Annotated in this window: 24 protein-coding genes and 1 tRNA gene; 12 read left to right on the top strand and 13 right to left on the bottom strand. The window is 63.5% G+C overall.

Annotation, left to right across the window (positions count from 1 at the left end; genetic code table 11):
- The first annotated feature begins 2 nt into the window (after positions 1-2).
- From ACIPY2_RS13890 to ACIPY2_RS13870, 5 genes are all read left to right on the top strand, one after another.
- Positions 3-1,373 carry a GAF domain-containing protein gene (locus ACIPY2_RS13890; RefSeq protein ID WP_400266972.1) on the top strand — a complete coding sequence of 457 codons (1,371 nt, stop codon included), beginning with the start codon at positions 3-5 and terminating at the stop codon, positions 1,371-1,373.
- A 100-nt stretch (positions 1,374-1,473) separates the two neighbouring features.
- Complete coding sequence (locus ACIPY2_RS13885; protein ID WP_400266971.1) at positions 1,474-2,997, top strand: aldehyde dehydrogenase family protein; 1,524 nt, start codon at positions 1,474-1,476, stop codon at positions 2,995-2,997.
- 94 nt (positions 2,998-3,091) lie between these two features.
- Positions 3,092-4,114 (top strand): alcohol dehydrogenase AdhP, encoded by a 1,023-nt coding sequence (gene adhP / locus ACIPY2_RS13880; RefSeq protein WP_400266970.1) that lies wholly within the window; start codon positions 3,092-3,094, stop codon positions 4,112-4,114.
- The gene (locus ACIPY2_RS13875) at positions 4,114-4,545 is read left to right on the top strand and encodes a DUF779 domain-containing protein (RefSeq protein ID WP_400266969.1); all 432 of its coding nucleotides are present in this window, start codon (positions 4,114-4,116) and stop codon (positions 4,543-4,545) included. The genes adhP and ACIPY2_RS13875 overlap by 1 nt, the downstream gene beginning before the upstream one ends.
- A 241-nt stretch (positions 4,546-4,786) precedes the next feature.
- A complete protein-coding gene (locus ACIPY2_RS13870) occupies positions 4,787-6,337 on the top strand; it encodes an amino acid permease (protein ID WP_400266968.1) in 1,551 nt (516 codons plus the stop codon).
- A gap of 81 nt (positions 6,338-6,418) precedes the next feature.
- On the opposite strand, the gene ACIPY2_RS13865 is transcribed toward ACIPY2_RS13870, so the two are convergent.
- The 4 genes from ACIPY2_RS13865 to ACIPY2_RS13850 all read right to left on the bottom strand — a co-directional run bounded on the left by ACIPY2_RS13865 (position 6,419) and on the right by ACIPY2_RS13850 (position 9,980).
- Entirely contained in the window at positions 6,419-7,054 is a 636-nt protein-coding gene (locus ACIPY2_RS13865; protein ID WP_400266967.1) for a DUF2461 domain-containing protein, read from the bottom strand.
- Positions 7,055-7,171: 117 nt separating this feature from the next.
- Positions 7,172-8,653 (bottom strand): catalase, encoded by a 1,482-nt coding sequence (locus tag ACIPY2_RS13860; protein WP_400266966.1) that lies wholly within the window; start codon positions 8,651-8,653, stop codon positions 7,172-7,174.
- A gap of 7 nt (positions 8,654-8,660) precedes the next feature.
- Entirely contained in the window at positions 8,661-9,137 is a 477-nt protein-coding gene (locus tag ACIPY2_RS13855) for a Fur family transcriptional regulator (RefSeq protein WP_400266965.1), read from the bottom strand.
- A 30-nt stretch (positions 9,138-9,167) separates the two neighbouring features.
- Positions 9,168-9,980, bottom strand: coding sequence for a hypothetical protein (locus ACIPY2_RS13850; RefSeq protein ID WP_400266964.1), 813 nt, complete (start codon positions 9,978-9,980; stop codon positions 9,168-9,170).
- Between the two features lie 86 nt (positions 9,981-10,066).
- Between ACIPY2_RS13850 and ACIPY2_RS13845 the strand changes: the two genes are divergently transcribed.
- Both ACIPY2_RS13845 and htpX read left to right on the top strand, forming a co-directional pair.
- On the top strand, positions 10,067-11,338 hold the full coding sequence (locus ACIPY2_RS13845; protein WP_400266963.1) for an MFS transporter: 1,272 nt from the start codon (positions 10,067-10,069) through the stop codon (positions 11,336-11,338).
- Between the two features lie 113 nt (positions 11,339-11,451).
- On the top strand, positions 11,452-12,321 hold the full coding sequence (gene htpX / locus ACIPY2_RS13840; RefSeq protein WP_400266962.1) for a zinc metalloprotease HtpX: 870 nt from the start codon (positions 11,452-11,454) through the stop codon (positions 12,319-12,321).
- A 16-nt stretch (positions 12,322-12,337) separates the two neighbouring features.
- Here htpX and efeB read toward each other — a convergent pair whose 3' ends face one another.
- From efeB to ACIPY2_RS13820, 4 genes are all read right to left on the bottom strand, one after another.
- Positions 12,338-13,759: an iron uptake transporter deferrochelatase/peroxidase subunit gene (gene efeB, locus ACIPY2_RS13835; protein ID WP_400266961.1), complete on the bottom strand. Its 1,422-nt coding sequence runs from the start codon at positions 13,757-13,759 to the stop codon at positions 12,338-12,340.
- Positions 13,756-14,952, bottom strand: a complete 1,197-nt coding sequence (gene efeO / locus ACIPY2_RS13830) for an iron uptake system protein EfeO (RefSeq protein ID WP_400266960.1) — start codon at positions 14,950-14,952, stop codon at positions 13,756-13,758. Before efeO ends, efeB begins: the two co-directional genes overlap by 4 nt.
- A gap of 34 nt (positions 14,953-14,986) precedes the next feature.
- Positions 14,987-15,841 (bottom strand): iron uptake transporter permease EfeU, encoded by an 855-nt coding sequence (efeU, locus tag ACIPY2_RS13825; protein ID WP_400266959.1) that lies wholly within the window; start codon positions 15,839-15,841, stop codon positions 14,987-14,989.
- Between the two features lie 325 nt (positions 15,842-16,166).
- Complete coding sequence (locus tag ACIPY2_RS13820; protein WP_400266958.1) at positions 16,167-16,658, bottom strand: YajQ family cyclic di-GMP-binding protein; 492 nt, start codon at positions 16,656-16,658, stop codon at positions 16,167-16,169.
- A 178-nt stretch (positions 16,659-16,836) separates the two neighbouring features.
- On the opposite strand from ACIPY2_RS13820, the gene ACIPY2_RS13815 reads away from it, so the two are divergent.
- Together ACIPY2_RS13815 and ACIPY2_RS13810 are read left to right on the top strand one after the other, a co-directional pair.
- Positions 16,837-17,103, top strand: coding sequence for a hypothetical protein (locus tag ACIPY2_RS13815; protein ID WP_400266957.1), 267 nt, complete (start codon positions 16,837-16,839; stop codon positions 17,101-17,103).
- Between the two features lie 129 nt (positions 17,104-17,232).
- Positions 17,233-17,314 (top strand) — tRNA-Tyr (locus ACIPY2_RS13810).
- A 72-nt stretch (positions 17,315-17,386) separates the two neighbouring features.
- On the opposite strand, the gene ACIPY2_RS13805 is transcribed toward ACIPY2_RS13810, so the two are convergent.
- Positions 17,387-18,154 carry a potassium channel family protein gene (locus tag ACIPY2_RS13805; RefSeq protein WP_400266956.1) on the bottom strand — a complete coding sequence of 256 codons (768 nt, stop codon included), beginning with the start codon at positions 18,152-18,154 and terminating at the stop codon, positions 17,387-17,389.
- 34 nt (positions 18,155-18,188) lie between these two features.
- Positions 18,189-18,425 (bottom strand): hypothetical protein, encoded by a 237-nt coding sequence (locus ACIPY2_RS13800; RefSeq protein WP_400266955.1) that lies wholly within the window; start codon positions 18,423-18,425, stop codon positions 18,189-18,191.
- Positions 18,426-18,581: 156 nt separating this feature from the next.
- On the opposite strand from ACIPY2_RS13800, the gene ACIPY2_RS13795 reads away from it, so the two are divergent.
- Positions 18,582-19,127, top strand: coding sequence for an acyl-CoA thioesterase (locus ACIPY2_RS13795; protein WP_400266954.1), 546 nt, complete (start codon positions 18,582-18,584; stop codon positions 19,125-19,127).
- Between the two features lie 25 nt (positions 19,128-19,152).
- Here the strand turns inward: ACIPY2_RS13795 and ACIPY2_RS13790 are convergent, their stop codons facing one another.
- The 3 genes from ACIPY2_RS13790 to ACIPY2_RS13780 are packed head-to-tail and all read right to left on the bottom strand — an operon-like array spanning position 19,153 to position 21,638.
- Entirely contained in the window at positions 19,153-19,953 is an 801-nt protein-coding gene (locus tag ACIPY2_RS13790; protein ID WP_400266953.1) for an ABC transporter permease subunit, read from the bottom strand.
- A complete protein-coding gene (locus tag ACIPY2_RS13785; RefSeq protein ID WP_400266952.1) occupies positions 19,946-20,962 on the bottom strand; it encodes an ABC transporter ATP-binding protein in 1,017 nt (338 codons plus the stop codon). The genes ACIPY2_RS13790 and ACIPY2_RS13785 overlap by 8 nt, the downstream gene beginning before the upstream one ends.
- Entirely contained in the window at positions 20,928-21,638 is a 711-nt protein-coding gene (locus ACIPY2_RS13780; protein ID WP_400266951.1) for a TetR family transcriptional regulator, read from the bottom strand. The genes ACIPY2_RS13785 and ACIPY2_RS13780 overlap by 35 nt, the downstream gene beginning before the upstream one ends.
- Positions 21,639-21,887: 249 nt before the next feature.
- Here ACIPY2_RS13780 and ACIPY2_RS13775 point away from each other — a divergent pair, with 249 nt between their 5' ends.
- Positions 21,888-23,621: a GDSL-type esterase/lipase family protein gene (locus ACIPY2_RS13775; protein ID WP_400266950.1), complete on the top strand. Its 1,734-nt coding sequence runs from the start codon at positions 21,888-21,890 to the stop codon at positions 23,619-23,621.
- Between the two features lie 160 nt (positions 23,622-23,781).
- A complete protein-coding gene (locus ACIPY2_RS13770; protein WP_400266949.1) occupies positions 23,782-24,162 on the top strand; it encodes a thioredoxin family protein in 381 nt (126 codons plus the stop codon).
- Positions 24,163-24,310: the final 148 nt, after the last annotated feature.

The following is a 24,310-nucleotide window of genomic DNA, read 5'->3' as shown; positions in this document are numbered from 1 at the left end:
CGATGAAGAGCCCGATCCACCCCTCGCTTTCCGGCAGTGATGCCGCGAAGCTCATCCAGCGGCGTGCCTTGGCGGGGCATGAACACCTGGACAACCTGCACGCCCGCCATGGCGAAGAGCTTTTGGGTCTCCGGAGCCTGGTGCGCGAATCCTGGCAACGGTCTGCGCAGCTCCTGGCCAACCCGGATGTTGCCGAGGCGCCGCTGGCGATGGACCGCGACGAGCTTGAGGATTACCGCCGCCAGCACCCGCTCGCCACGATCATGCCCGTGATCCGCAAGCTCCTGGTCCAGCCCAGCCACGACAGCGGCCTGCTGGTCGCGGTGGGGGACGACGTCGGCCGTTTGCTGTGGGTTGACGGTGACCCCGTCATGCAGCGCCGTGCGGAAAGCATGATGTTCGTCGCGGGCGCGGATTGGTCGGAGGCATCCGTCGGGACCAGCGCTCCCGGTACCGCTCTGGCCTTGGACCGCAGCATCCAGATTTCCGGCGCCGAGCATTTCAAGCGCTCGGTCCACCCGTGGAGCTGCACGGCGGTCCCGTTCCATGATCCCGATTCCGGCGCCCTCCTGGGCGTTGTGGACATCACCGGCACGGAGACAGCTGTGGCGCCGCATACGGTTTCGCTCGTGGAGGCCACGGTCGCAGCGGCCCAGGCGCAGTTGCGTATTGAACGCCTGCAACTTGCGGCGGCAGCAAAAGCAAAACCACGACGCCGGAGCTCACCGTCCGCCGCAGGCAGCAGTTCAGGGGAGACGCCAAACAAGAACTCCCTCTACCGCAACAGCCTCCAGTTGTTGGGCCGCGACCAGGCCTTGCTAAGTATCGACGGCAGGACCGTCACGTTGTCCGCACGCCACAGCGAAATCCTGGCGATCCTGGGAAGCCATCCGTCCGGGCTCAGCGCCGATGACCTGTGCGCCCAGCTGTATCCAGGCGAAGGCTCGGCAGTAACCCTCAGGGCCGAGATGGTCAGGCTCCGCAAAGTCATTCAGGAACTCAGTCCCGAGGCAGTCCCGGAATCCCGGCCGTACCGTCTGCCCGTGGAGCTCCTTCCCGATGCGGGCCAAGTGCTCACTTGCCTGCAGCGCGGAGCGCACCGCATCGCCCTGGAGATCTACAAGGGCGCGGTCCTGCCGCGTTCGGAGGCGCCCGGCGTCGTTCAGTTGCGCGAGCGGGTTTCGCATCTGTTGCGCGAGGCCCTGTTGAGCGACGGCAGCGCCGACACGCTCCTCAAGTACGCTGAGCTGCCGGAGGCAAGGTTCGACGTCGAACTCCGCCTTGCGATCCTGAAGCTGCTTCCGCCGCGCTCGCCCAAGCGGGCCGCCGTCGTCGCGGATCTGGAAAGGCTGGAAGACGAACTGGCCGTTTGAGTGACGTGACTCACATGGTTGCAACGTAGCTGCAACCTTCCCGCTCCTAGGCTCGGATCAATGGCGACAGCCACAGTGATTCGCAGCAAAGGAGCTAGCAATGACCGTTTATGCACAGCCGGGTGCCGAGGGTTCGAAGGTCACCTTCAAGGACCGGTACGAGAACTGGATCGGCGGGGAATGGGTTGCCCCGGTCAAGGGCGGCTACTTCGAGAACATCACCCCCGTCACGGGCAAGGCTTTCTGTGAGGTTGCCCGCGGCACGGCCGAGGACATCGAGCTGGCACTGGACTCGGCACACAAGGCGGCGCCGTCGTGGGGCAAGACCTCGGCAGCTGAACGCGCGGCCATCCTGAACAAGATCGCCGACCGCATCGACGAGAACGTTGAATTGCTCGCAGTCGTCGAAACGTGGGACAACGGCAAGCCGATCCGCGAAACCCTCAACGCCGACATCCCGCTCGCTGCGGATCACTTCCGCTACTTCGCCTCGGCGATCCGCGCCCAGGAAGGCCACCTTTCCCAGCTCGACGATGACACCACGGCCTACCACTTCCATGAACCGCTCGGCGTCGTGGGGCAGATCATCCCGTGGAACTTCCCGATCCTCATGGCCGTGTGGAAGCTCGCTCCCGCGCTGGCTGCCGGAAACGCCGTCGTCCTGAAGCCGGCGGAGCAGACGCCCACCTCGATCCTGGTCCTCATGGAACTCATCGGGGACCTCCTTCCGGCCGGCGTGGTCAACGTGGTCAACGGTTTCGGCGTGGAGGCCGGCAAGCCCCTGGCCTCCAGCCCCCGCATCCGAAAGATTGCCTTCACCGGCGAGACCACCACCGGCCGCCTGATCAGCCAGTACGCCTCCAACAACCTCATCCCGGTCACGCTGGAGCTTGGCGGCAAGAGCCCCAACATCTTCTTCGACGACGTCGCCGCACAGAACGATGCGTTCTATGACAAAGCCCAGGAAGGTTTCACGCTGTTTGCGTTCAACCAAGGTGAGGTCTGCACGTGCCCGTCCCGGGCCCTCGTCCAGGAAGGTATCTACGACTCCTTCATGGCCGATGTGGTGGCCCGCACCAACAAGATCATCCAGGGCAACCCGCTGGATACCGAAACCCAGATCGGCGCCCAGGCTTCCAATGACCAGCTGGAGAAGATCCTGTCCTACATCGACATCGGAAAGCAGGAGGGCGCCAAGCTCCTCACCGGCGGAGGCCGTGCTGAGCTCTCCGGGGACCTGGCCGGCGGGTACTACGTGCAGCCGACCATTTTCGAGGGCCACAACCGGATGCGCATCTTCCAAGAGGAAATCTTCGGCCCGGTAGTGTCCGTCACCAAGTTCAGCGACTACAACGACGCCATTGGCATCGCGAACGACACCCTCTACGGCCTCGGCGCCGGCGTCTGGTCCCGCAACGGCAACGTCGCTTACCGGGCCGGCCGCGAAATCCAGGCCGGCCGTGTTTGGGTGAACAACTACCACGCCTACCCGGCAGGCGCTGCCTTCGGCGGCTACAAGTCATCGGGCATCGGCCGTGAGAACCACGCCATGATGCTGGACCACTACCAGCAGACCAAGAACCTGCTGGTTAGCTACAACGAGAACAAACTCGGCTTCTTCTAAAGAACCGTGCACGGCAGTCGCCCTCCGCGGGATGCCGCGGCCGGCTGCCGTGCACAAACCATCCTGTTGTCCATTTCAAAAAGGGAGATCGTCAATGTCGACGACCATGCAAGCAGCAGTAGTAACCGAATTTGGAACCGACCTGAAGGTGATGGAGGTTGAACGTCCGACGCCGGGTCCCGGCCAGGCGTTGGTCAGGCTCCTTACGTCGGGGGTTTGTCATACCGACCTGCACGCCGCTGAAGGCGACTGGCCGGTGAAGCCAACACCCCCGTTCGTCCCCGGACATGAGGGAGTGGGCGAAGTGGTGGAACTGGGCGAAGGCGTAACCGACGTTGCTGTGGGAGACCTCGTTGGCAATGCCTGGCTCTGGTCCGCCTGCGGAGACTGCCAATACTGCCGCACTGGTTGGGAGACACTATGCGAGGCCCAGAAGAATGGCGGTTACAGCATTGATGGGTCGTTTGGGGAGTACATGCTGGTGGACACCCGCTTCGCTGCCCGGATTCCCGAGGGCTCGGACCCGGTGGAGGTCGCCCCGGTGCTCTGTGCGGGAGTCACTGTCTACAAGGGCCTCAAGATGACCGAAGCCAAGCCTGGCCAGTGGGTCACCATTTCCGGTATTGGCGGGCTGGGACATATTGCGGTGCAGTATGCCGTCGCCATGGGGCTCCGGGTGGCTGCAGTGGACATCGCGGACGACAAACTTGTCCTTGCCCGGCAGCATGGCGCCGAACTGACGGTCAACGCCCTCCACGAGGACCCGGCCGAGGTTATCCAGCGGGAAACAGGCGGCTCCCATGGTGTCCTGGTCACTGCCGTTCACCCCTCGGCCTTCGGACAGGCGATCGGCATGGCCAGGCGCGGTGGAACGATCGTCTTCAATGGATTGCCTCCGGGAGACTTCCCGGCTCCCATTTTCGACATCGTGCTGAAGGGACTGACCGTCAGGGGCTCCATCGTGGGCACACGCCAGGACCTGCAGGAAGCCCTCGAGTTCTATGCGCAGGGAAAGATCAAGCCAACGGTCTCCACCCGCGAACTCTCAGAGGTCAACGCTGTCTTCGACGAGATGAAGCACGCCAAGATCGACGGCCGAGTGGTCCTGAAGTTCTGATGAATCCGCACGCAGCCCCGGACCTGCTGGAAGCATCTGTCACCGTTCCGGGAGAGGACTTCTCCCGGGTGGCACTCACCCGGGCCTCCCTCGAGCTGCTGCGCAAGCTGTGGGAACAGCACGGCCCCCTGATGTTCCACCAGTCCGGTGGTTGCTGTGACGGGTCGGCACCCATGTGCTACCCGGCCGGTGACTTCCTCACCGGAGACTCGGACGTGCTCCTGGGCCGCTTCGACATCGGCCCGCAGGACGGAGAATCCAGGCCACTCGAGTTCTGGATGTCCAGGGAACAGTTCGAGTATTGGTCCCACACCCATCTGACAGTGGACGTTGTGCAGGGGCGGGGCAGCGGGTTTTCGGTCGAGGCGCCGGAAGGCAAAAGATTCCTGATCCGCTCCACCCTCATGGACTGGCCGGTTCCGGGTGTCTGACAGCGCCGGGAACCGTTGATCGATTCCATTATTCGGGCAGAAGGCCCCGTAACGGTGGTTTCACACCGGAACGGGGCCTTTCCGCTGGATGTGATGCAGGCAACGGAGCGAATCACATCCGCCACAGCAGTATCGCTGACCCCGGGATCGTCTCATTATTTGGGACAAATATGGCCGTCCATTGGTCGGACACTATCCTTGATAGGTCCCATACCACCCCCATCCAGAATGTGGCACATTTATGAACATTTTCAGGACCAAATCAATCGAGCAGTCGATCGCCGACGCCGATGAGCCCGGTCGCAAGCTCAAACGAAGCCTGAGCACCTGGGACCTGATGATCATGGGCGTCGCCGTTGCCGTCGGCGCCGGCATCTTCTCCGTTGGTGCAAAGGCTGCCGCGAACTTCGCCGGCCCTGCCGTCACCATCTCCTTCGTGGTCGCCGCCGTCACCTGTGCGCTTGCCATCATGTGCTACGCCGAATTCGCGACGGCCATTCCAGTGGCGGGCTCCGCTTACGTCTTTACCTACGCCACCATGGGCGAGGTGCTGGCGTGGATCATTGGTTGGAACCTCATCCTCGAACTCTTTACTGCTGCGGCCGTGATCGCCAAGTACTGGGGCATCTACTTGAGCAAGGTCTTCGGGCTTATGGGTGTGGATCTGCCGCCGGCCCTCAGCATCGGGGGTGTTGACCTCTACTGGGGTGCGTTCCTCATTGTCGCTATCTTTACGGTGCTGCTGGTGCTGGGGACAAAGTTGTCCGCCCGAGTCGGCAACATCTTCACGCTGATCAAGATCGGCGTAGTGCTGTTCGTGATCGTGGTTGGCTTCACCTACGTGAAGTTCTCCAACTACACCCCGTTCGTTCCCGCGTCCCAGCCGACCGCCGGCAGTGGGGTGGAAGACGTCATGAAGCAGTCCTTCTTTGGCTTCCTGACCGGCGCTGTCCCTGCGCAGTACGGCACGCTTGGCATCTTCGCAGGTGCTGCCCTGGTGTTCTTCGCCTTCATTGGCTTTGACGTTGTGGCCACGTCCGCCGAAGAGGTCAAGAACCCGCAGAAGACCCTGCCCCGTGGCATCTTCGGTGGCCTGGCCCTGGTGACCATCCTTTACATCCTGGTCTCGCTGGCCCTGACCGGCATGGTTTCCTACACCACGCTGGCGGCCGAAAAGGCCCCGACGCTGACCACGGCTTTCGAAGCGGTGGGCAACAACGATGCCGCCAAGGTCATCGCCTTCGGGTCCTTGGTGGGCCTCACAACCGTGATCATGGTGCTCCTCATGGGCCTTGCCCGCGTGGTGCTGGCCATGAGCCGCGACGGACTGCTGCCCCGCGCCTTGTCCAAGACCAGCGAGAAGCGTGCCACTCCGGCCCGCCTGCAGATCATTTGCGGCGCGGCAGTGGCCCTCGTGGCAGGCTTGACGGCCGTGGACCTGCTCGAAGAAATGATCAACATCGGCACGTTGTCCGCGTTCGTCATGGTGAGCTTGGGCATCCTGGTGCTGCGCAAGAAGCGCCCGGACCTGAAGCCTGCCTTCCGAGTCCCGTTCGGCAAGGTCCTGCCGTGGGTTTCGGCGATCCTCTGCCTCTACTTGATGACCAACCTGGCTGTCCAGACGTGGATCTTCTTCGGCATCTGGCTGGTAGTGGGCATGGCCATTTACTTCGCCTACGGCCAGCGCCACTCCCGGCTGAATGAGAAGTTCGCCGAAGCCAGGGCTGCAGTGAACACCCCTGGCGGCGAGCCGAAGGGTGACGCGGACGAGGACACCTTCACCAAGGTCTAAGTTCGATCAAGGCAAGCAAAAGCGCCCGGGAACCACAGGTTTCCGGGCGCTTTGCGTCTGCCCGGCAATGGAGCTGTGACGCTAGGGGGCAGCGTGTTCGCTGACCCACTCCACCAAGGGCCGCAAAGTCTCCCAGCGCGCGGCGATCTCCTCGCGGGCTGCAGGTGTGGACAGCCAGTCCGGCTCACCCACTTCGACGCCGGCAGACAAGGACTTGTGCTTCAGGAGCTCGGCACGTGGATGGTCCTTATCGAAGCCGCGCGGGACGGTCTTGAGCTTTTCACCTTCAATAGCGAACCCTGAAGCAGCCACGGCGTCCACGATCTGCTGCAACTCTTCACCGCTTGCGGGGGCGTCGACAGCCGCACGGAACCTGGCCAGCTGGGCAGGAGTGTGGGAATGGTAGCCGCCCCCGATGAGCAGTCCGTCGGCGCTGATCTGTACGTAGAAACCTACGCCTTCCTTGCTCGTGGCGAAGGCGCCTTGGGCCGTCTTGTATGGCGACTTGTCCTGGGAGAACCGCACATCCCTGTTGGGCCGGAAAATCTTGGCCGGCCCGAACTCCGGTTCCAGCTCCGCAAGGAGGGCTGTCAGCGGTTCCCGTACCTCGGCGTCGTACGTCTTTTTATGCTCCAGCCACCACTCACGGTTGTTGTTTTCTTCCAGTTCCTCGTAGAAACGGAACGCGGCCGTGGGAATCCCTTCGAATGTGCTCATGCAAGGATCCTAGGGACGCCGCACCAAGGGAAGCCATAGCCGGAAAAGCCTATGTGGAAAGAAAACACCCCGCCGCGGAGACGATCCGCAGCGGGGTGTTCCCATCAAGGCTGACGCTTAGAGCTTGTTGGCTGCTTCTGCGTCGGAGGAGCCTTCGCCGGCGCCGAGGTTGGCGCGCAGCTTGGCGCCGAGTTCGGCGTCAACGTTGGTCCAGTACTGGATGGCGCGTTCCTTGATGTCGGCGCTCTTCACGCCGCCGACGGCACCGGTGATGGTGTCGAGGAAGCGGGCCTTGGCGGCCTCGTCGTAGACCTCGCGGTACAGGGCACCGGCCTGGCCGAAGTCGTCGTCCTCAGCGTGCAGGGAGTGTGCGGAGAGCGTGAGCTCGCCGTCGTTCTCCCAGCCACCGGCCGGGGAAGCCGGCTCAACGGCAGCCGGACCGCCAACGGTGTTCGGTGCGTAGACCGGAGTGGACGGGGAGTTGAACAGGTAACGTCCCTGGCCATCCTGGCTGTAGTTGTGGACCGGGCTCTTGGGCTGGTTCACGGGGATCTGGGCGTGGTTGGTGCCTACGCGGTAGCGGTGTGCGTCTGCGTAGGAGAAGATACGGGCCTGCAGCATCTTGTCCGGCGAAGCAGCGATACCCGGTACGAAGTTCGACGGCGCGAAGGTGGCCTGCTCGATCTGCGCGAAGTAGTTCTCCGGGTTCTTGTTCAGCTCCATGGTGCCCACGTGGATCAGCGGGTAGTCAGCGTGCGGCCACACCTTGGTGAGGTCGAACGGGTTGAAGCGGTAGGTCTTGGCATCCTCGTAAGGCATGACCTGGACGTGCAGTTCCCACGACGGGAAGTTGCCGGCCTCGATGTTCTCGTGGAGGTCGCGGATGTAGTAGTCGGCATCCGAACCGGCCAGGGCCTCAGCCTGCTCGCCGGTGATGGAGTTGACGCCCTGGTTGGACTTGAAGTGGTACTTCACCCAGAATCGCTCGCCTTCGGCGTTGATCCACTGGTAAGTGTGCGAGCCGTAGCCCTGCATTTCACGCCAGGAAGCCGGCAGGCCGCGGTCGCCCATGAGCCAGGTGACCTGGTGTGCGGACTCGGGGGACAGGGTCCAGAAGTCCCACTGCATGTCGGCGTCGCGCAGGTGGGTGCCCGGAAGGCGCTTCTGGGAGTGGATGAAGTCCGGGAACTTGATGCCGTCGCGGATGAAGAAGACCGGGGTGTTGTTGCCCACGAGGTCGTAGTTGCCCTCGGTGGTGTAGAACTTGACTGCGAAACCACGGGGATCGCGCCAGGTATCGGGGGAACCGTTCTCGCCGGCCACGGAGGAGAAGCGGATCAGCATGTCCGTCTCGGCACCCGGCTGCAGGAAAGCGGCCTTGGTGTACTTGGAGACGTCCGAGGTGGTCTTGAAGGTACCGAATGCGCCGCCACCCTTTGCGTGGACGACGCGCTCCGGAACGCGCTCGCGGTTGAACTGCGCGAGTTTTTCAACCAGGTAGTGGTCGGTGAGGATGATGGCACCGTCGGCGCCGACGGACTTGGAGTGCGCGTCCGACGTTACGGGGGCACCTGACTGTGTTGTGGAAATGGCAGTCATTGTTCTCCTATTTCTGGGTTGCGGGTAGTACGGGAAGCTGTTGTTTGGCTTGGCAGTCCTGGCAGATGCCTTGGTAGAGGACGTCTGCGATCTGGATGGTCATTGGCTTGGAATTTTCATCCCAATGCGGTGTGAGGCACGGTGCGTGTCCCACTGCGCAGTCCACGTCTTCCACTCTGCCGCAACTGATGCACACGGCGTGGTGGTGGTTGTCGCCCACCCTGGTTTCATAGAGTGCCGGGGAGTGCGGAGGTTCGAAGCGCCGCAGCATCTGCAGGTCCGTGAGGTCGCTGAGCACTACATAAACCGACTGCGCCGTCAGTTCAGGCAGTTCCTCCCGGGCGGCAGCGAGAATACCCTCTGCCGGAGAATGCGGATGATGCTGGACCGCAGCCAATACTGCCAGCCGCTGCTTGGTCACGCGCCGTCCATGGGCGCGCAGGGCAGCGGCCCATGCGTCCTGGTCGGCTGTGTGATCGGTCATGCATCCATTGAAGCACTTATTTTGATAAGTTCACAATAAGGCGACGCTAACTTCCGGCAAACGGAACAAATCCAACAGGGGACTCGCCGGTTCGGCGCCTGATCGCCCCACCGCATGGATGCTTAGGGCCTCTCCCGAAGATTCTGCTTCCACGGCGACGCAACTGAGACCGCTGACCCCGCCGGGCATGGGCAGACCAGCCAAAGCGTCGGCGATCCCCAGCAGCTCGTCCGGACGCAAAGCGGCGATGGAACCGGCGCCGCTTGCAGGCCTTATCAAGCAGTGGCGGCCGGGAGCATGAAGTCCAACCTGAAGCGGCGCCTCCACCGTAAAAGGTACGACGCCGGTTGCCGGCCCACGCTGGAAGCCCGCCTGATCGAAATGCCCGGCTTCCGGCGCGACGTCCGCCAACGGGCCGTCGGCGAAGAATCGAAGCGATTCGCGGAGTTCCTCGTCGAGGTCCCCGAGGACCGGTTCAGGCACCGCAAGGCGGCGGTGGGCCGGAAGCGCCAGCTGGCGGCCCGGCGTCGTGGTTTCATCCGCCCAGCGGGCAAACAGATGGAAGGTGGGGGTTGAGGACTCGGCAACTGGCTCGCCGAGGGCCGCGCCGAGGGGGTGCCAGCGATGAGCGAACATCACCACAGCCTTGGCGGCGCCGAGCACGTCCCGGAGGGCGGCACGGGCGAGGTTGTGGCACCGGAGCCAGTCCGCGGCGGACGGACCGGAAAATTCCGTGGAGGGGTCGGACAGCCGAATGAGCACGTGGCCGGCAGTCAGGGGATGGCGTGGCCGGGCGATCTCCCAGACGGCGGAACGGAACAACAACTGCCGTGATATCACCATGTCTGCTCCTTCCCCGGGGTGAGCCTACCAAGGGTGTGGTTACGCCGGGAGACTTGGAGGCCGTGGCCACTGGGTAGGGTTGCTGGGTGGCAAGACTCCTGGCAGACATCACTCCCCTCAGGGAAAGCCCCGCTTTCCGTCGTCTCTGGCTTGGAGCATCTGTTGCTGCAGTCGGTACCCAACTGACCCTGGTGGCCGTCAGCCTCGAGGTGTACCGGCTCACCCAGGAGAGCCTCTACGTGGGACTCCTGGGCATCTTCGCCCTGGTGCCCCTGGTCATTGCGGGGCTTTATGGCGGCTCGGTCTCGGACGCTTACGACCGCCGGAAAGTAGCCCTCGTGGCGTCGCTCGTCCTGTGGGCCACCACCGCGGGCCTCGCGCTGCAGGCATGGCTGGAGGTTGGCAACATTTGGCTGCTCTACGCCTTGGTGGCCGTACAGAGCGGAGCCCAGGGAATCAATGGTCCGGCGCGCAGCGCCATCATCCCGCTGCTTGTCCGCAAGGACCTGCTGCCCGCGGCCAATGCGTTGAACATGCTGACGTTCGGTCTTTCCATGACGGCGGGACCCCTCCTCGCGGGCGTGCTCGTCGCCACGATCGGTTTTGGCTGGACCTACACCATCGACGTCGTCAGCTTCACGTTCGCCCTCTGGGGACTCCTCAAGCTTCCTCCGCTGCCGCCCTCCAAGGATGCAGTGCGTCCGGGGCTGCGGTCGGTGGTGGAGGGGTTCAGGTTCCTCGGCACCCGGCCCAACGTCCGGATGACTTTCATCATCGACCTCATTGCCATGATCTGCGCGCAACCCCGCGCGCTCATGCCGGCCATTGGCGCCGTGATGATCGGCGGCGGGGAAACCACAGTGGGTGTGCTGCTCGCGTCCACCGCAGTTGGTGCCTTCCTGGCCGGGCTGTTTTCCGGGCCCTTGGGCCGTGTTCGCCGCCAAGGCACGGCGGTGGTCCTGTCAGTGGTGGGCTGGGGTGCGTCGATCGCAGCGTTTGGTGCCGTGGTGCTGATGGCAGGGGACTCCGGGCGGAACGGTGTGACCCTTTGGCTGGTCCCGGCTGCCGCCTGCTGTGCGCTCGCCGGGATATCAGATTCCATCAGTGCCGTCTTCCGCACCACCATCCTCCAAGCAGCAACCCCTGACCACATGCGGGGCCGGCTGCAGGGAGTGTTCATCGTGGTGGTGGCAGGTGGACCCAGGGTGGGCGACCTGCTGGCCGGTGGAGTGACACAATTCCTCAGTGAGGGCGGGGTGCTGCTCCTTGGCGGGATGCTCTGCGTGGTCCTCGCGTGGGTGGCATCACGGATGCAGCCCGGGTTCACTCGGTATGACGCGAAACACCCCTTGCCGTAGGTCTCCAGCCATCCTCGCTGGGCGGTGAGATGAAGGGCGGAACATGGGAACCGCCGTCGGCGTTAATCCATACAGAACTCCAGCTCAAAAGCCGTAGAAAGCGATAGGACATCGTGCACAGACACAACAATGGACTCAAAACCGCCGCCCTGTTCGGTGTGCTGTGGGCTGTGCTGTTGGGTTTGGGTGCCATCATCGGCGCCGGTACCCGCAGCTCCACGCCCATTGTGATCATGGCCCTGATCGGTGTGGGCACTACCGCTTACGGTTACTGGAACAGCGACAAGATCGCCATCCGTTCCATGGCCGCATACCCTGTGACCGAGGCACAGGCACCCCAGCTCTACCAGATCGTCCGTGAGCTCTCCGTTCGGGCCAACAAGCCGATGCCGCGGATCTACGTGTCGCCCACCATGACGCCCAATGCCTTCGCCACGGGCCGCAATCCCAAGAACGCGGCCGTGTGCTGCACGGAAGGCATCCTGCACTTGCTTGACGCCCGGGAACTGCGCGGCGTGCTGGGGCATGAGCTGATGCACGTCTACAACCGGGATATCCTGACGTCCTCAGTAGCCGCGGCCGTTGCCGGCGTGATCACGTCCGTCGGCCAGATGCTGCTGTTCTTCGGAGGAGGGGACCGGCGGAACGCCAACCCGCTCGCAATGATCGCCATGGCGCTGCTGGCGCCGTTCGCGGCTTCGCTTATCCAGATGGCCATCTCACGGACCCGCGAGTACGACGCCGACGAGGACGGTGCCGAACTGACCGGTGACCCGCTGGCGCTCGCCTCAGCGCTGCGCAAGATCGAGTCAGGTGTCTCACAGCTGCCCTTGCCGCCGGACCAGCGCCTGGTCAACGCTTCGCACCTCATGATCGCCAACCCGTTCCGCGGCGGCGGGATGCGGCGGATGTTCTCCACCCACCCGCCCATGGCGGACAGGATCAGGCGGCTCGAACAGATGGCCGGCCGGCCGCTCTCGTAAGCCTGCCAAAAGCGTGCTAGGCGAAGAGCCCCTCGCCGATGAATCCGCCCTTCTTGACGCCCGGTGGCACGGCGAACAGCCCCGAGCCCGTGTGCTTCAAATACTCGACGGAGAGGGCGTCGTTCTTCGCGAGGGCCAGTTGCATGGGCACGTAGTGCGTCCGCGGATCCTTGACGAAAGCGATAAAGAACAAGCCCGCATCCAGGTGTCCCAATCCGTCCGAGCCGTCCGTGAAGTTGTAGCCACGCCGCAGCATCCGGACGCCGCCGTTTTGTTCCGGATGCGCCAACCGGACGTGCGAGTCCAGGGGGATGAGCGGATCGCCGTTGCGCCCCGCGAGCTTGAAGTCCGGAGCCGTGAACTCGTCGCCACCGGACAACGGAGCGCCGGCGCCCTTGGTGCGGCCGATCAGCCCTTCCTGGTCGCGCAGAGAGGTGCGGTCCCAGATCTCGATGTGCATTTGGATGCGGCGTGCCACGAGGTAGCTGCCGCCGCTCATCCAGTTTTCCTGGGGCCTGCCGCCTGCCGGTACCCACACATGCTCGTCCAGCAGGGAGTTGTCCTCAACCTTGAGGTTGTTGGTACCGTCCTTGAAACCGAACAGGTTTCGCGGCGTGACCTGCGCCCGGGACGTGGAGGATGTCCGGCCAAAGCCGAGTTGCGACCAGCGCACCCGGACCTTCCCAAAACCGATCCGGGCAAGGTTGCGGATCGCGTGGACAGCAACCTGCGGGTCATCGGCGCACGCCTGCACCACCAGGTCACCGCCGGTTCGCGCAGCCTGCAGGTCGTCGCCGGGGAAATGCGGGAGGTCGATCAGGGCTTCGGGCCGCCTGCCGTCCAGGCCAAAGCGGACCTTGCCGTCCTTTTCGAACAGGCCCGGCCCAAAGCCGAAAGTCAACGTCAGTTTGGCTGCCTCGAGGTCCAGTGCCTCGCCCGTGTCTTCGGGCGGGGCATCATAAGGGCCGTCGACGGCGCCCGTCTCACCCGTGGCGCGGCCGGCCGTCATCGCTTCTGCCGCTGCGGTCCAGTCCTTCAGGAGCTTGATCAGCTCTTTGCGGTCCTCAGTGGTCACATCGAAGGCGGCCATGTGCAACCGGTCCTGGGCCGGCGTGGTGATGCCTGCCTGGTGCTCGCCAAAGAACGGAATCACGGGCGAAGCGGCAGGAACTGCGGCGTTCGCGGTCACGGCATCGTGCCCAAGGAACCCTGCGGCAAGCCCTGCAACTGCTCCGGCGCCACCGACTCCGGCGAGGGACAGCAGCCCACGCCTCGATAGCCGACTGCGGCCCTCTGCGGCAGCACCGCCGTCGGGCGTCTTGCCGTTACCGGCCTCTGCAGGGGGCACGACGGCGGCAGCGTCACCCGCAGGGGTGGCCGCATTCAGCTGCCCGGGGCGCGCCGACTCGCCGGTGTGCCCGAAGGGGCAGCCGCTCACAGGACCACGGCTGAGGTGAGCTTGGACAGGGGCTCACCCAGCGAGTCGACCAGCGAGGCCAAAGCCTGGACCTGTTCAGGGCTGAGCTCGTTGTAGTACACGAAGCCATCGCCCTTGGCGTGCTTCTTCAATTCAGCCTGCAGTGCGGTGAACTTATCATCGAGGGACTTGGACAGCTCGGCGTCTTTTTGTTGGAGGGCAGGCTTGAGGCTCTCAAACGCGATGCGGGCTCCGTCCACGTTGGCTTGGAAATCCCAAAGGTCGGTGTGGGACCAGATCTCTTCTTCGCCCGTGACCTTGCCGGTCGCAACCTCGTCCAGGAGTTCCTTGGCGCCGTTGCCCAGCTTGTCTGCGGTGAGTTCCACACTGCGCGTGCGCTGGCTGAGGTCCTCGGTATCGGCGACGAGCTGCTTGGCTATGGCGCTGCGCTCGGCCTCGGTGAGGGCTTTGTAGCCGGCCGGCGGAAAGAGGTCTTTCTCCGCACGGTGCCAGCCGGTCCATTCCTGGCCGGGCTCCAGGTCAGCTTCACGTGCATCGAGCTTGGGATCGAGGTCGCCGAAAGACTCCGCAACGGGTTCGATTCGTTCCCAGTGCATTCGCGTGGCCGCGTACAAATCGCGTGCCTTGGCTGCGTCTCCGGCCGCAAAGGCGTCGGCGAACGCCTTGGTGCCCGTGACGAGCTGCTCGGCCTGGTCCTTCACGTAGGCGGCGTACTGCCGGGTCCCCGTGTCCAGGAGTTTCTGGAAATCTGCGTCGACGCTGGACTTGTTTCCGGATTCCTTGACTTCGAACGAGGCGCGGATTCCGTCGCCCTGCATGCCCGGCTTGCAGGCCGTGGTGTACTTTCCGGCGGGAGCCGTAACCACCAGGTTGCGTGAAATGCCCGGTCCGATGTTCTCCACTTCACCGATGATCCGCAGGCCGTCCTCAGCCAGGAGGTAGAACTCGGTGACTTCGTTGCCGTCGTTCTTTACCTGGAAGGTCAGGTTGCCGCTCGGCGCCGTTGCCGAAGAAACCTTGCATTCGCTTGAGGTGCTGCTGACCTGGATGGGCCCATCGGCGGAAGCGGCCGACGGCTTTGCATTGTCCGTGCAGCCACTGAGAACCAGTGGAACGGCGGCGGCGGCGCCAATAACGGCGAGCGTTTTGCGGTAGGCAGATGAAGCGCTTGGGCGCAGGGATATGCCGGGCATGGGGATGTCCTTTGTTGGGGGAGGCTGTTGGCGGTTACGGGTGTGCCGTGACAGCAGGAGCAGGGTTGGCGCTGGACACTTTGGGCTTCGCGGAGCGGTTGGCCCTGATGTAAAGGAAGAGCACCGGGATGACGTAGAGGAGCCACGCAGTTGCTTCCAGCCACGTGGTGGCGGGGGAGAAGTTCAGCGTGCCTTTCAGCAAAGTGCCGTACCAGGACGACGGCGGGATGGCCGCTGAGACGTCGAACGCGAGGTTGTGCAGGCCGGGGAGGATTCCCGCTTCCTGGAGATCGTGGACGCCGTAGGCAAGCACACCGGCAGCGATGACGATGAGCCCAACACCGGTCCACGTAAAGAATTTGCCAAGGTTGACCTTGAGGACGCCACGGTGCAGCAGGTAGCCCAGTCCGGCTGCGGCCAGCAGGCCCAGGAGGGCGCCAAGCAGCGGAAGAGTGGTTTCGCCGGTGGCCTGTGCCGCGGCCCAGATGAACAGGGCGGTTTCGAGTCCTTCGCGGCCAACGGCCAGCGCCGCCACAAGCACCAGGCCCCATGCGGCGCCGTCGGCCGCTTTGTCCACGTGCGAACGGAGTTCGCTGCCGAGGCTGCGCGCCGTCCGGGCCATCCAGAAGACCATCCAGGTGACCAGGCCAACCGCAACGATCGAGAGCCCGCCGCCGATTGCTTCCTGGGCTTCGAAGGTGAGGCCGCGCGGCCCGAAGGTCAACAGGGCCCCGAAGCCGAGCGAGATTGCCACGGCCAGGCCGACGCCGGCCCATAACTTAGGCAGCAGCGAACTCCTGCCGGTCTTGATGAGATAGGCCATGAGGAGGACCACGACGAGTGAGGCCTCAAGGCCTTCGCGCAGGCCGATCAGGAAGTTGGCGGTCATAAGGGTTTCTTTCGTTCAGGAAGCCTTAGTTAGGCTCGCCTAAGCAAGAAGAATACTGGCCGCTGGCGATTACGCAAAACCTTTGTGCCCTAAATAGTTCCCTCCATTACGGCGGTCGATGGACTTACGTGCATGAAGAAGCCGGGGTGCAGTGCCTCGTCTCAGTAAGCTGCGCAACGTACTCCTCATCCTCCGGGGGGCAGGTGGGTTGGCATCCCAAGTGGGGCTTCGTTTCGTGGCCTATCTGCGGTCGGTCCAGATTAAAGCGAGGACCGCAGGATCAGAATGATCGCTGCGGTCCTCAATTTCGCGTGAAGGTGCGTACTTAGCTGCGGAAGTTCACGAACTGCAGATCCGCTTCCTCGAAGTTCTTGAGGATCGCCATGGTGGCCTGGAGGTCGTCGCGGGACTTGGAGGTCACGCGAAGTTCGTCGCCCTGGATCTGGGACTTGACGGACTTGGGTGCTTCGTCGCGGATGATCTTGTTGATCTTCTTGGCGATGTCCTGGGCGATGCCTTCCTTGATGGTGCACTCAAGGCGGAATTCCTTGCCTGAGGGGAACGGCTCGCCCTGGTCAAGGGACTTAAGCGAGATGCCACGCTTGATCAGCTTGGACTGGAAGACGTCCAGGACGGCCAGTACGCGGTCCTCGGAGTTGGCCTTCATGAGGATCTTCTCGCCGCTGAAGTCGATTTCCGCGCCGACGCCCTTGAAGTCGTACCGCTGCGCGATTTCCTTCTGCGACTGGTTGAGGGCGTTGGCGACCTCTTGCTTGTCTACCTTGCTTACGACGTCGAATGTTGATTCGCCTGCCATGACTCTCCTTGGTTTGGGGGCCCGGTAAGGGCGGTTTGTCTGGCATCAAGCCTAATACGGAAGCGCCTCGATGGGGCCGGAGTTACCTTTCACAGTTCGCTCACAGCACACGCATGGTTGGAACCGAGACGGGCATCCGAGAGTTGTACCTGTTGGAAAAGCCACCTCGGAGGTAAGCATGAGCAACAAGGCCGTCCACTATGTCAGCAAGTCCGCGTCAGCTGCTGCCGGGTCCATCGGAACTGCAGCGGCAGCCGCGGCAAGCGCAGTGGCCGCAGCTGCCGTCGCAGCGTCGGTGGTACTGAGCCCGGTACCCAATGCGGAGGCCCGAATGGACGGCGTGCACGCAGACCTCCAGCGTGCCGTGGAGCTCAACCAGATCACCGCCGAGCAGGCTGCCAGGTTCGAGGCCAAACTTGCGGGCCGGATCCTCGGAGAAGCCTGAAATTCCGGGCTGGTTCGGGCCAAATTGCCTCGATTAGATTCTTGGCCGGAAGTTCTGTAAGGTTGTCTCTGCCTTCGGTTGCCGGATCGAAAGAAACGGTCTTCCGGAAGTGATCTTCTTTTGAAGTTCGGCAGATTACCCGAGCGGCCAAAGGGGGCTGACTGTAAATCAGCTGGCACTGCCTACGGGGGTTCGAATCCCTCATCTGCCACTCAATCGGAAAATCCCCGGAACCACTGGTTCCGGGGATTTTTTGTGTATCAAGAGGGCAGGTGATTCGTGCTCAATGCTGCGGGTCCCGTGAGATGGCTTCGCGCAAGTGGGTCACTTCCTGGCGCAGGGCGGAGATCTCGGCGAGGAGCCCGGCGATCTCGGCCCGCAACGGTGCTTCAGCTGCGATTGCCTTGTCGCCGGCAGCCGCGGCCACGTCCTCGGCATTCTCCTCGATCCGCTGCACCAGCCAGGAAGCGATCGAGGCTGTGACAATACCCAGTACGGCGATGCCGCTCATCATCAGGGCGGCTGCCACCACCCGACCGATGGGGGTGACCGGGTAGAGGTCGCCGTAGCCCACGGTGGTGATGGTGGTAATGGCCCACCAGGCGGCGTCTCCAAAGTTCTGGATCTTCGCATCTGGGGCACTCTGTTCGACGTCCAGCACTGCGAGGGCCCCAACCAGGACCAGCATGGCGGCTGATCCGGCCACGTAGGTTGCGATGCGTCCGCGCAGGGTTTCCCCCACGGTCCTGTGCAGGACGGACAGGAGTGTCACGAGCCTCAGGAGGCGGAGCGGCCTGAAGAAGGGGAGGACCACGATGAGGAGCTCATGCAGGTTCCAGATGAACCAGCGTTTACGGTCTTCGGCCAGCCAGAGGTTCGCCACGTAGTCCAGGGCGAAGATGCCCCAGGTGATCCACAGGACTGTCTCGAACGGCTGGGCTGCGGGACCTTCCACCCGCCCGATCACCTGCCATGCGTAGGCAGCGAGAAAGATCAGGGCGGTGCCCATGAGGGGCCACTCAACAAGGTCCCGGTATCGCGCTTGCGTCATAGGGGCATACTAGCCAGCCCCGAGGCGGTGTTTATCAGGCGGCGGGTGTTTCCACGGCGGGTGTTTCCAGCCAGTACCCGTCGAGGTGATGGACGAGTTGGCGGCCGAGTCCGCCCTTGAGCTGAACCCAGAGGGTGCTGCGATCGTTGGTCATGCCATCGATGGTTCCTTCGATGCGGTTGCCGCGGACATCGGCCAGGACGACTTCCTGGCTGATGGCGAGTTCCGGCCAAACGTCGCCGCCGGCTGTAATGGTGTTCAGTGCGCTCAAAGGGGTCCCCCTGTTTGTTCTTCTGTGTTCTCGAGTTCCAGATATTGTGCATGCTTTTCATGAACCTGCGGTAAACGTTTGTGCAATCGTTGGACATAAAGTCCGCCATGCGGCCAGCGGTTCCCTGGAATGTTACCCACGGGTAACATTTAGCCCATGCACCTGCTTCTCCGGACCCTTATGCTGCTCTTCACGTCGGCCAAGCGCTCGCCGCTGGGTGCGTGGGATACGTCCTCGCTCCCTTTGCGTGTCCTTCCCACGGACATTGATATCGCCATGCACGTCAACAACGGAATGTATTTCTCCCTCATGGACCTGGGGCGGTTCGACCTGATGGTGCGCAGCGGGATCTGGCGGAAGATGCGCAAGCGCGGCTGGACCCCCGTGGCTGCGGGGGAGACCATCGCCTTCCGCAAGTCGCTCCAGCTATGGCAGCGCTACACGGTGGAGACCCGCATCATCGGGCTGGACACCAAGGCCATCTACTTCGAGCAGCGCATGGTGGTGGACGGTGAGATTTACGCCCGTGCCCACATTGCCACCCGGCTGGTGAGCAAGGGACGGCCTGTGAGCCAGGAGGACATCATCGCGGAATTCGGTGCTCCGCCGGCTGACCTGATCCTCCCCGAGTGGGTCCATGAATGGCGCGAAAACAATGCGCTCCCGGGGGCCCGGCGGCCAGCCCCGCACGTCTGGGGCTGAGCGCCAAGCCCGACGGATTGCCTCGTCAGACCCCCACGTCACGACGCTGCAGGGCAACAGCTGCCACGGCTATCAAGGCAGCGGAGATGGTCAGCAGGCCAATCGCGGCGCCCCAGTCTGCGCCGTTGGTAACGGGCGAATTCCCGTAGGCCCAGTGGTATGGGGAGAGGTTCAACAGCCAGTCCATTTTGGGGCTTTGCCGGCCCACGGCATTGAAGACATAGCCCAGGACCGCCACAGCTGCACCTGCGGCGATGCCGTACACCTTCCGGCCGGTCAAGGCGCCTGCAGCCAAAGCGGCCGTTCCGCTCAGCAGGGCCAAGCCGGCGAACAGCACCACGGCTCCAGCGAGGTGTCCGACGTCGATCTGCAGTTTGGCGGGTCCGTTCAGTACCAGCACCAGGACAAAGACCAGGAGCGCGAGCGCTGCCACCCGGACAACCAGCGCAAAGGCACGCTCGAGGACCACTTGGATTCGGGTCACACTGTGGGCGAGGGTCAGTTCCAGGAGCCCGGACTCCTCGTCGCCGCCCACGGACGCGGCACCCCAGCCAACCGATGCCATGGACATCAGCAGGAATCCGATCAGGCCGAACAGGGTGGCCTGCGTGTAGCCGGTACCCGTAGCGATCTGGTCGTAGTTCAAGGCCTTGGTCATTCCCTGGGGCAGGGCATCGATCATTTGCTGCATCTGCGAACTGCCGCCGATCGAAGGGTAGAGCGGCAAGTAGAGCATGGTTGCTCCCGTCAGCCCGAGGCCCCAGGCCAGGGTTGAACGCCAGGAGTCGGTCAGCGCTTTGGTGAAGAGGGGCAGGACCCTAGGCATGATGGGCTTCTTCCTTGGATGCGGAAACGCTGCGCCGCGCTGCATCGGCACCATTGGCGCGGTGGCCGTTGCTGCCGACCGGATAGAAACCGGTGTACAGCTTCAGCACGGCTTCTTCGAGGTCGGGCTCCTCCAGGACGAGGTCCGTGAGCTGCAGGCGAGCCAACTCCTGGACAAGGGGCTGGACAGCACCGGACAACGTGGCTGTCGCCTCCACGGAGATGCCGTAGGCGCCTTCGGCCGGGAGTTCCCGCAGCACCACGTTGGCCACCCCCGGCACCCCGGCCAGCAGTGCGCCGACGTCGTGCGCTTCCGTTCCGGTGGCGTTGAACTTCAACTGCCGGACGGCAGCGTTACGCAGCGCCTCCACGGTGGATATGGTGACGATGCCGCCGTCGCGCAGGATCGCCACGGAATCAGCGGCCTGCTGGACTTCGCTCAGGACGTGGGAGCTGAGGAAAACGGTGGCGCCGCCCTCCACCGCTTCGCGGACCATCGCATGGAACTCCTGCTGGACCAGGGGATCCAGTCCGCTGGTGGGCTCATCAAGCACCAGCAGTTCCGGCCGGTGCATGAAGGCCTGGAGCAGGCCCAGCTTCTGCTTGTTGCCTTTGGATAGCTTGCGCGTCTGCCGGTCCAGGTCCAGGTCCAGCCGTTCGGCAAGGGCTTTCACATGGCTTTGGTCCACGGGTCCGCTGATGGCTTCGAAATGTTCCACCACACGGCGCCCGGTGGTCCGGTTTTCCAGGTGGAGTTCCCCCGGCAGGTACCCGATCCGCCTGCGCAGTGCGGTACCTCCATGCCGCGGGTCCTGGCCCAGGACTGAAATAGAGCCCGAGCTTGGCCTGATGATGTCCAGAAGGCAGCGCATGGTGGTGGTCTTGCCGGCGCCGTTCGGCCCGATGACGCCGAACACTGTGCCGGCCTCGATTTTGAAGTCCAGTCCGTGGAGGACCTCGCGGTGCCCGAACTTCTTACGCAACCCCTCGACGACGATTGCCTGGGTCACGGGGCATGCTCCCTTCGGTGGTGCTTGGTTGTTGTTGTTGGAGGGCTTCGCGGGCTGCATCCAGGAACCGCGAGTCTGTGTAGAAACCGTTGGTGTAGATGTCCAGCGCGGGGAGGGTCAGGTGCCTCAGCAGTTCCGGGCCGATCCTGTGTGGTTCTAATACGGGAGTGCCCAATGCGCGCGAAACGTGCCGCCCCAGCATCAGCATGGACAGGCTGTTGGAGGCAATGACGACGGCGGTGGCCCGGACATTGTCGAAGGCCCGGATAGTGCCGGCCTTGATGCCCGTGTGGATGATGTCCTCGGTTTGGCTGACCACTCCGTCAAAGAAGGCGTCAGCGGCGTCGGACTCGTCCCCAAGGGCGCGGCGGATGTACGCGATTTCGTCGGCGTACTGGCGCGGGTTGTTCAAATAGTCCTGGATGAGGAGCCGGGTGGCTCGCGGGTCTGCCTTCTCGTGGCCCTGGCTGGCTGTTTGGGCGAGGACATGGTGATCGCAGACCTCGCGCAGGCCGGCCTTGCTGCCGAAGTGGTGGATCACCAGGGCGGGGCTCACTCCGGCCTCAGCTGCAACGGAACGTACCGTGGCGCGGGCGAATCCCTCACGGCCGAACAGGCCTATGGCTGCATCCCGTATCCGTGCCCGGGTGGTCAAATCTTCTGCGGTTGAACGCATGTTTCAAAGACTAAACACTTGTTCAATGGACGGCAAGAGGCTGCGGAAAATAACGATGTAGCAGCAATGGCCGCGTCTCCGTTCAGGTGCGTGCCGGCGTCGCGGATACTTGGCTGAGTGTTTCCGGCGGGGAAGCAGCGGCAGGGCAATCCGCCCGCATTTTTATGGGGTAGCAGTATGGGATCCACAGGATCAGTCACCGGAGGATTCCGGCACAAAATCGCCACGGCAACGGCCGCTCTATTCTTGATGATTCTGCCCGCGCAGGCGGGGCAGGCCGTCACGGAGGTCCCGGCGCCCACGGTCAGCGGCGCCATTGGGCAGCTGTACAACACCAGTACATGGGCCCGCAGCGTCCTGCTTCGTCCTACCGGATCCGAGCAGTGCACCGTCACCGGTTGCGTCCAGAAATTCGCCGGCGGAGACATTGCCTGGTCATCACGGACCGGCGCCCGGGTAGTGGTCAATGGCGCGGTTCGCACGGCCTGGTGGGACGCAGGGGGTCCCTTTGGCTCCCACGGCTACCCAACCTCCGACACTGCGAGCGGACTGCGTAACGGTGGCACCAAGCAGGTGTTCGAACGTGGGGCCATCATTTCCTCTCCCGCCACCGGCACCCAACAAACCACCGGTTCCATCCACTTGGCGTGGCTCCGCTCCGGCTCCGAGTCCGGCTACCTTGGCTACCCCGTCACCGGGGAACGTGCCGGCCTGCCCGACGGCGGCGCTTTCCAGGCGTACGAACGCGGCTTTATCGTGTGGTCGCCGGGCTCGGGAGCACACCCGTCCACGGGAGCCATCCGGGAACGCTGGAGGCAATCGGGGCTTGAAAGCGGAGAACTTGGATACCCAACCAGCGATGAAGCCCCGGGGTTGAAGAACGGAGGCTCGGCGCAGCAATACCAACATGGAAGCATCGTGTGGTCGCCGGCGAGCGGAGCACGGGCTCTGACGGGTGCCATCCGGACCTATTGGAATTCCACGGGCGGTCAAGACGGAGCCCTCGGCTACCCCGTCAGCGAGGAATACCGCCAGTCGAACTTCGTTTACCAGCAGTTCCAAGGCGGGACGGTCTACTGGTCGGCTGCTACTGGGGCGCATTCCACCACCCACGGCGACATCCACAACCGCTATGTAGCCCTTGGGGGCGCAGCCGGCCGGCTAGGACTGCCGCTCACGGACAAGCTTCCGCGTGCCGGGGGTTCGGTGCAGCAGTTTGCCAATGGTTGGCTGGTCTGGGGGCCGGGTACCGGCACGCAAATAGTGGGGCATGCGACCTACAAAGTGTGGTCCGTCAACCCCGGAGACTTTGGCTGGCCCTTGAAAGACAGCTGGACGGACGCCCGCGGTGCCCACGTTGCATTCCAAAAGCTGGAAACCATCTGGAACGACTCCACCCAGGAGCTGTATTCGGCCGAGACAGTCGACGCCTCTACCGTGGTGCTGCTCGGAGATTCGCAGCTGGACCTGGACTCCTGGGTGGAGCAAGGAGCCCGGGCCGCTGGCTATCCGCGGCAGGTGGTCCGGAGTATTGGCGGGATCGGCTACGTCTCCGGAAGCTCAGTCGGCTCGGCGACCGATGCGGTGCTCCTTGACCGGATCCTCCTGCCGCAAGGCAACCCGGGCCTGGTGGTAGTGAACCTTGGCGGCAACGATGCCAGGATCTTCGCGACCGACGCCGCGATCCTGTCCCAAGCAAACAAGCTGTGGGATGAACTCCGGCGCAAGTACCCGCGCAGCACCATCCTGGTGAACGGGGTGTTGTCGCGCTACGACTCCAGCCACTTCCAGCGCCGATGGGTTGACGGCATGTTGATGCGTGAGGCGGCACTCCGTGGCTGGCCGCACATCTCGATGGCCGGCACGGCAACCATCGCCGGAGCCGACGGGAACTACCTGGACAACATCCACATGAACCAAGCCGGGCACAACAAGGTGGCTCCCCTCTACGCATCGGCGCTGAGGTACGTGCTCGGCAAATAGCATGCGGTTGTGGGGCCTGCTTTGCGCGCTCAGAAGCACTCTTGGCGCGCAAAGCAGGCCACGCAACGGAGTGGACTCCGTGGTTATTCCCGGTGACGCGTGAAGCGAACAGCAGTGCTCTCCACGGGACTTCGTGGGCAGGGTCGCGTACCGTGGAAACATGGCTACAGTTGACATCACTGGAGAACAGTTCGCATCGACCATCGAGGGCAACGACATTGTCCTGGTGGACTTTTGGGCAGCATGGTGCGGCCCGTGCCGCCAGTTTGCGCCCGTCTACCAGGCGTCGTCGGACCAGCACTCCGACGTCTTCTTCGCGAAGGTGGACACCGAGGCCGAGCAGCAGCTTGCCGCCGAAGCCGGAATCACCTCCATCCCCACACTCATGGCGTTCCGCGAGAAGGTCCTCGTCTTCTCGCAGCCCGGAGCCCTCAACGGCCCTCAGCTTGAGCAGGTCATCGAGGCCGTGAAGGGCCTGGACATGGAAGAGGTCCACGCCCACGTCGCCAAGCAGCGTGCAGCGCAGGCCGAAGAAAACTAGTCCTCTCCCGCGATCCACGAGGTCGCTGGAAACGTATCAAGGCCGCCGGAAAATCGGTATATATCAAGCTGTTTGTGACAGCTGGGTGGTTTTTCTGTGGTTGATTCCGGCGGTGGGTGGTATTCCTGGCGCGGTGGGTCTGCGGTGG

Source organism: Paenarthrobacter sp. NPDC089675, from assembly GCF_044749185.1.
GTDB lineage: Bacteria > Actinomycetota > Actinomycetes > Actinomycetales > Micrococcaceae > Arthrobacter.
Note: the sequence above shows the minus strand (reverse complement) of the source record. Positions and strands in the feature narration are given on the sequence as shown.

Coding starts and splice junctions, on each gene's coding strand:
- ACIPY2_RS13795 (WP_400266954.1), top strand. CDS start 18,582: ATGCACCTGCTTCTCCGGACCCTTATGCTGCTCTTCACGTCGGCCAAG.
- ACIPY2_RS13820 (WP_400266958.1), bottom strand. CDS start 16,658: ATGGCAGGCGAATCAACATTCGACGTCGTAAGCAAGGTAGACAAGCAA.
- ACIPY2_RS13890 (WP_400266972.1), top strand. CDS start 3: ATGAAGAGCCCGATCCACCCCTCGCTTTCCGGCAGTGATGCCGCGAAG.
- ACIPY2_RS13860 (WP_400266966.1), bottom strand. CDS start 8,653: ATGACTGCCATTTCCACAACACAGTCAGGTGCCCCCGTAACGTCGGAC.
- ACIPY2_RS13790 (WP_400266953.1), bottom strand. CDS start 19,953: ATGCCTAGGGTCCTGCCCCTCTTCACCAAAGCGCTGACCGACTCCTGG.
- adhP (WP_400266970.1), top strand. CDS start 3,092: ATGTCGACGACCATGCAAGCAGCAGTAGTAACCGAATTTGGAACCGAC.
- ACIPY2_RS13875 (WP_400266969.1), top strand. CDS start 4,114: ATGAATCCGCACGCAGCCCCGGACCTGCTGGAAGCATCTGTCACCGTT.
- efeO (WP_400266960.1), bottom strand. CDS start 14,952: ATGCCCGGCATATCCCTGCGCCCAAGCGCTTCATCTGCCTACCGCAAA.
- ACIPY2_RS13870 (WP_400266968.1), top strand. CDS start 4,787: ATGAACATTTTCAGGACCAAATCAATCGAGCAGTCGATCGCCGACGCC.
- efeU (WP_400266959.1), bottom strand. CDS start 15,841: ATGACCGCCAACTTCCTGATCGGCCTGCGCGAAGGCCTTGAGGCCTCA.
- ACIPY2_RS13885 (WP_400266971.1), top strand. CDS start 1,474: ATGACCGTTTATGCACAGCCGGGTGCCGAGGGTTCGAAGGTCACCTTC.
- ACIPY2_RS13850 (WP_400266964.1), bottom strand. CDS start 9,980: ATGGTGATATCACGGCAGTTGTTGTTCCGTTCCGCCGTCTGGGAGATC.
- ACIPY2_RS13855 (WP_400266965.1), bottom strand. CDS start 9,137: ATGACCGATCACACAGCCGACCAGGACGCATGGGCCGCTGCCCTGCGC.
- ACIPY2_RS13805 (WP_400266956.1), bottom strand. CDS start 18,154: ATGACGCAAGCGCGATACCGGGACCTTGTTGAGTGGCCCCTCATGGGC.
- ACIPY2_RS13815 (WP_400266957.1), top strand. CDS start 16,837: ATGAGCAACAAGGCCGTCCACTATGTCAGCAAGTCCGCGTCAGCTGCT.
- ACIPY2_RS13770 (WP_400266949.1), top strand. CDS start 23,782: ATGGCTACAGTTGACATCACTGGAGAACAGTTCGCATCGACCATCGAG.
- ACIPY2_RS13865 (WP_400266967.1), bottom strand. CDS start 7,054: ATGAGCACATTCGAAGGGATTCCCACGGCCGCGTTCCGTTTCTACGAG.
- ACIPY2_RS13780 (WP_400266951.1), bottom strand. CDS start 21,638: ATGCGTTCAACCGCAGAAGATTTGACCACCCGGGCACGGATACGGGAT.
- ACIPY2_RS13775 (WP_400266950.1), top strand. CDS start 21,888: ATGATTCTGCCCGCGCAGGCGGGGCAGGCCGTCACGGAGGTCCCGGCG.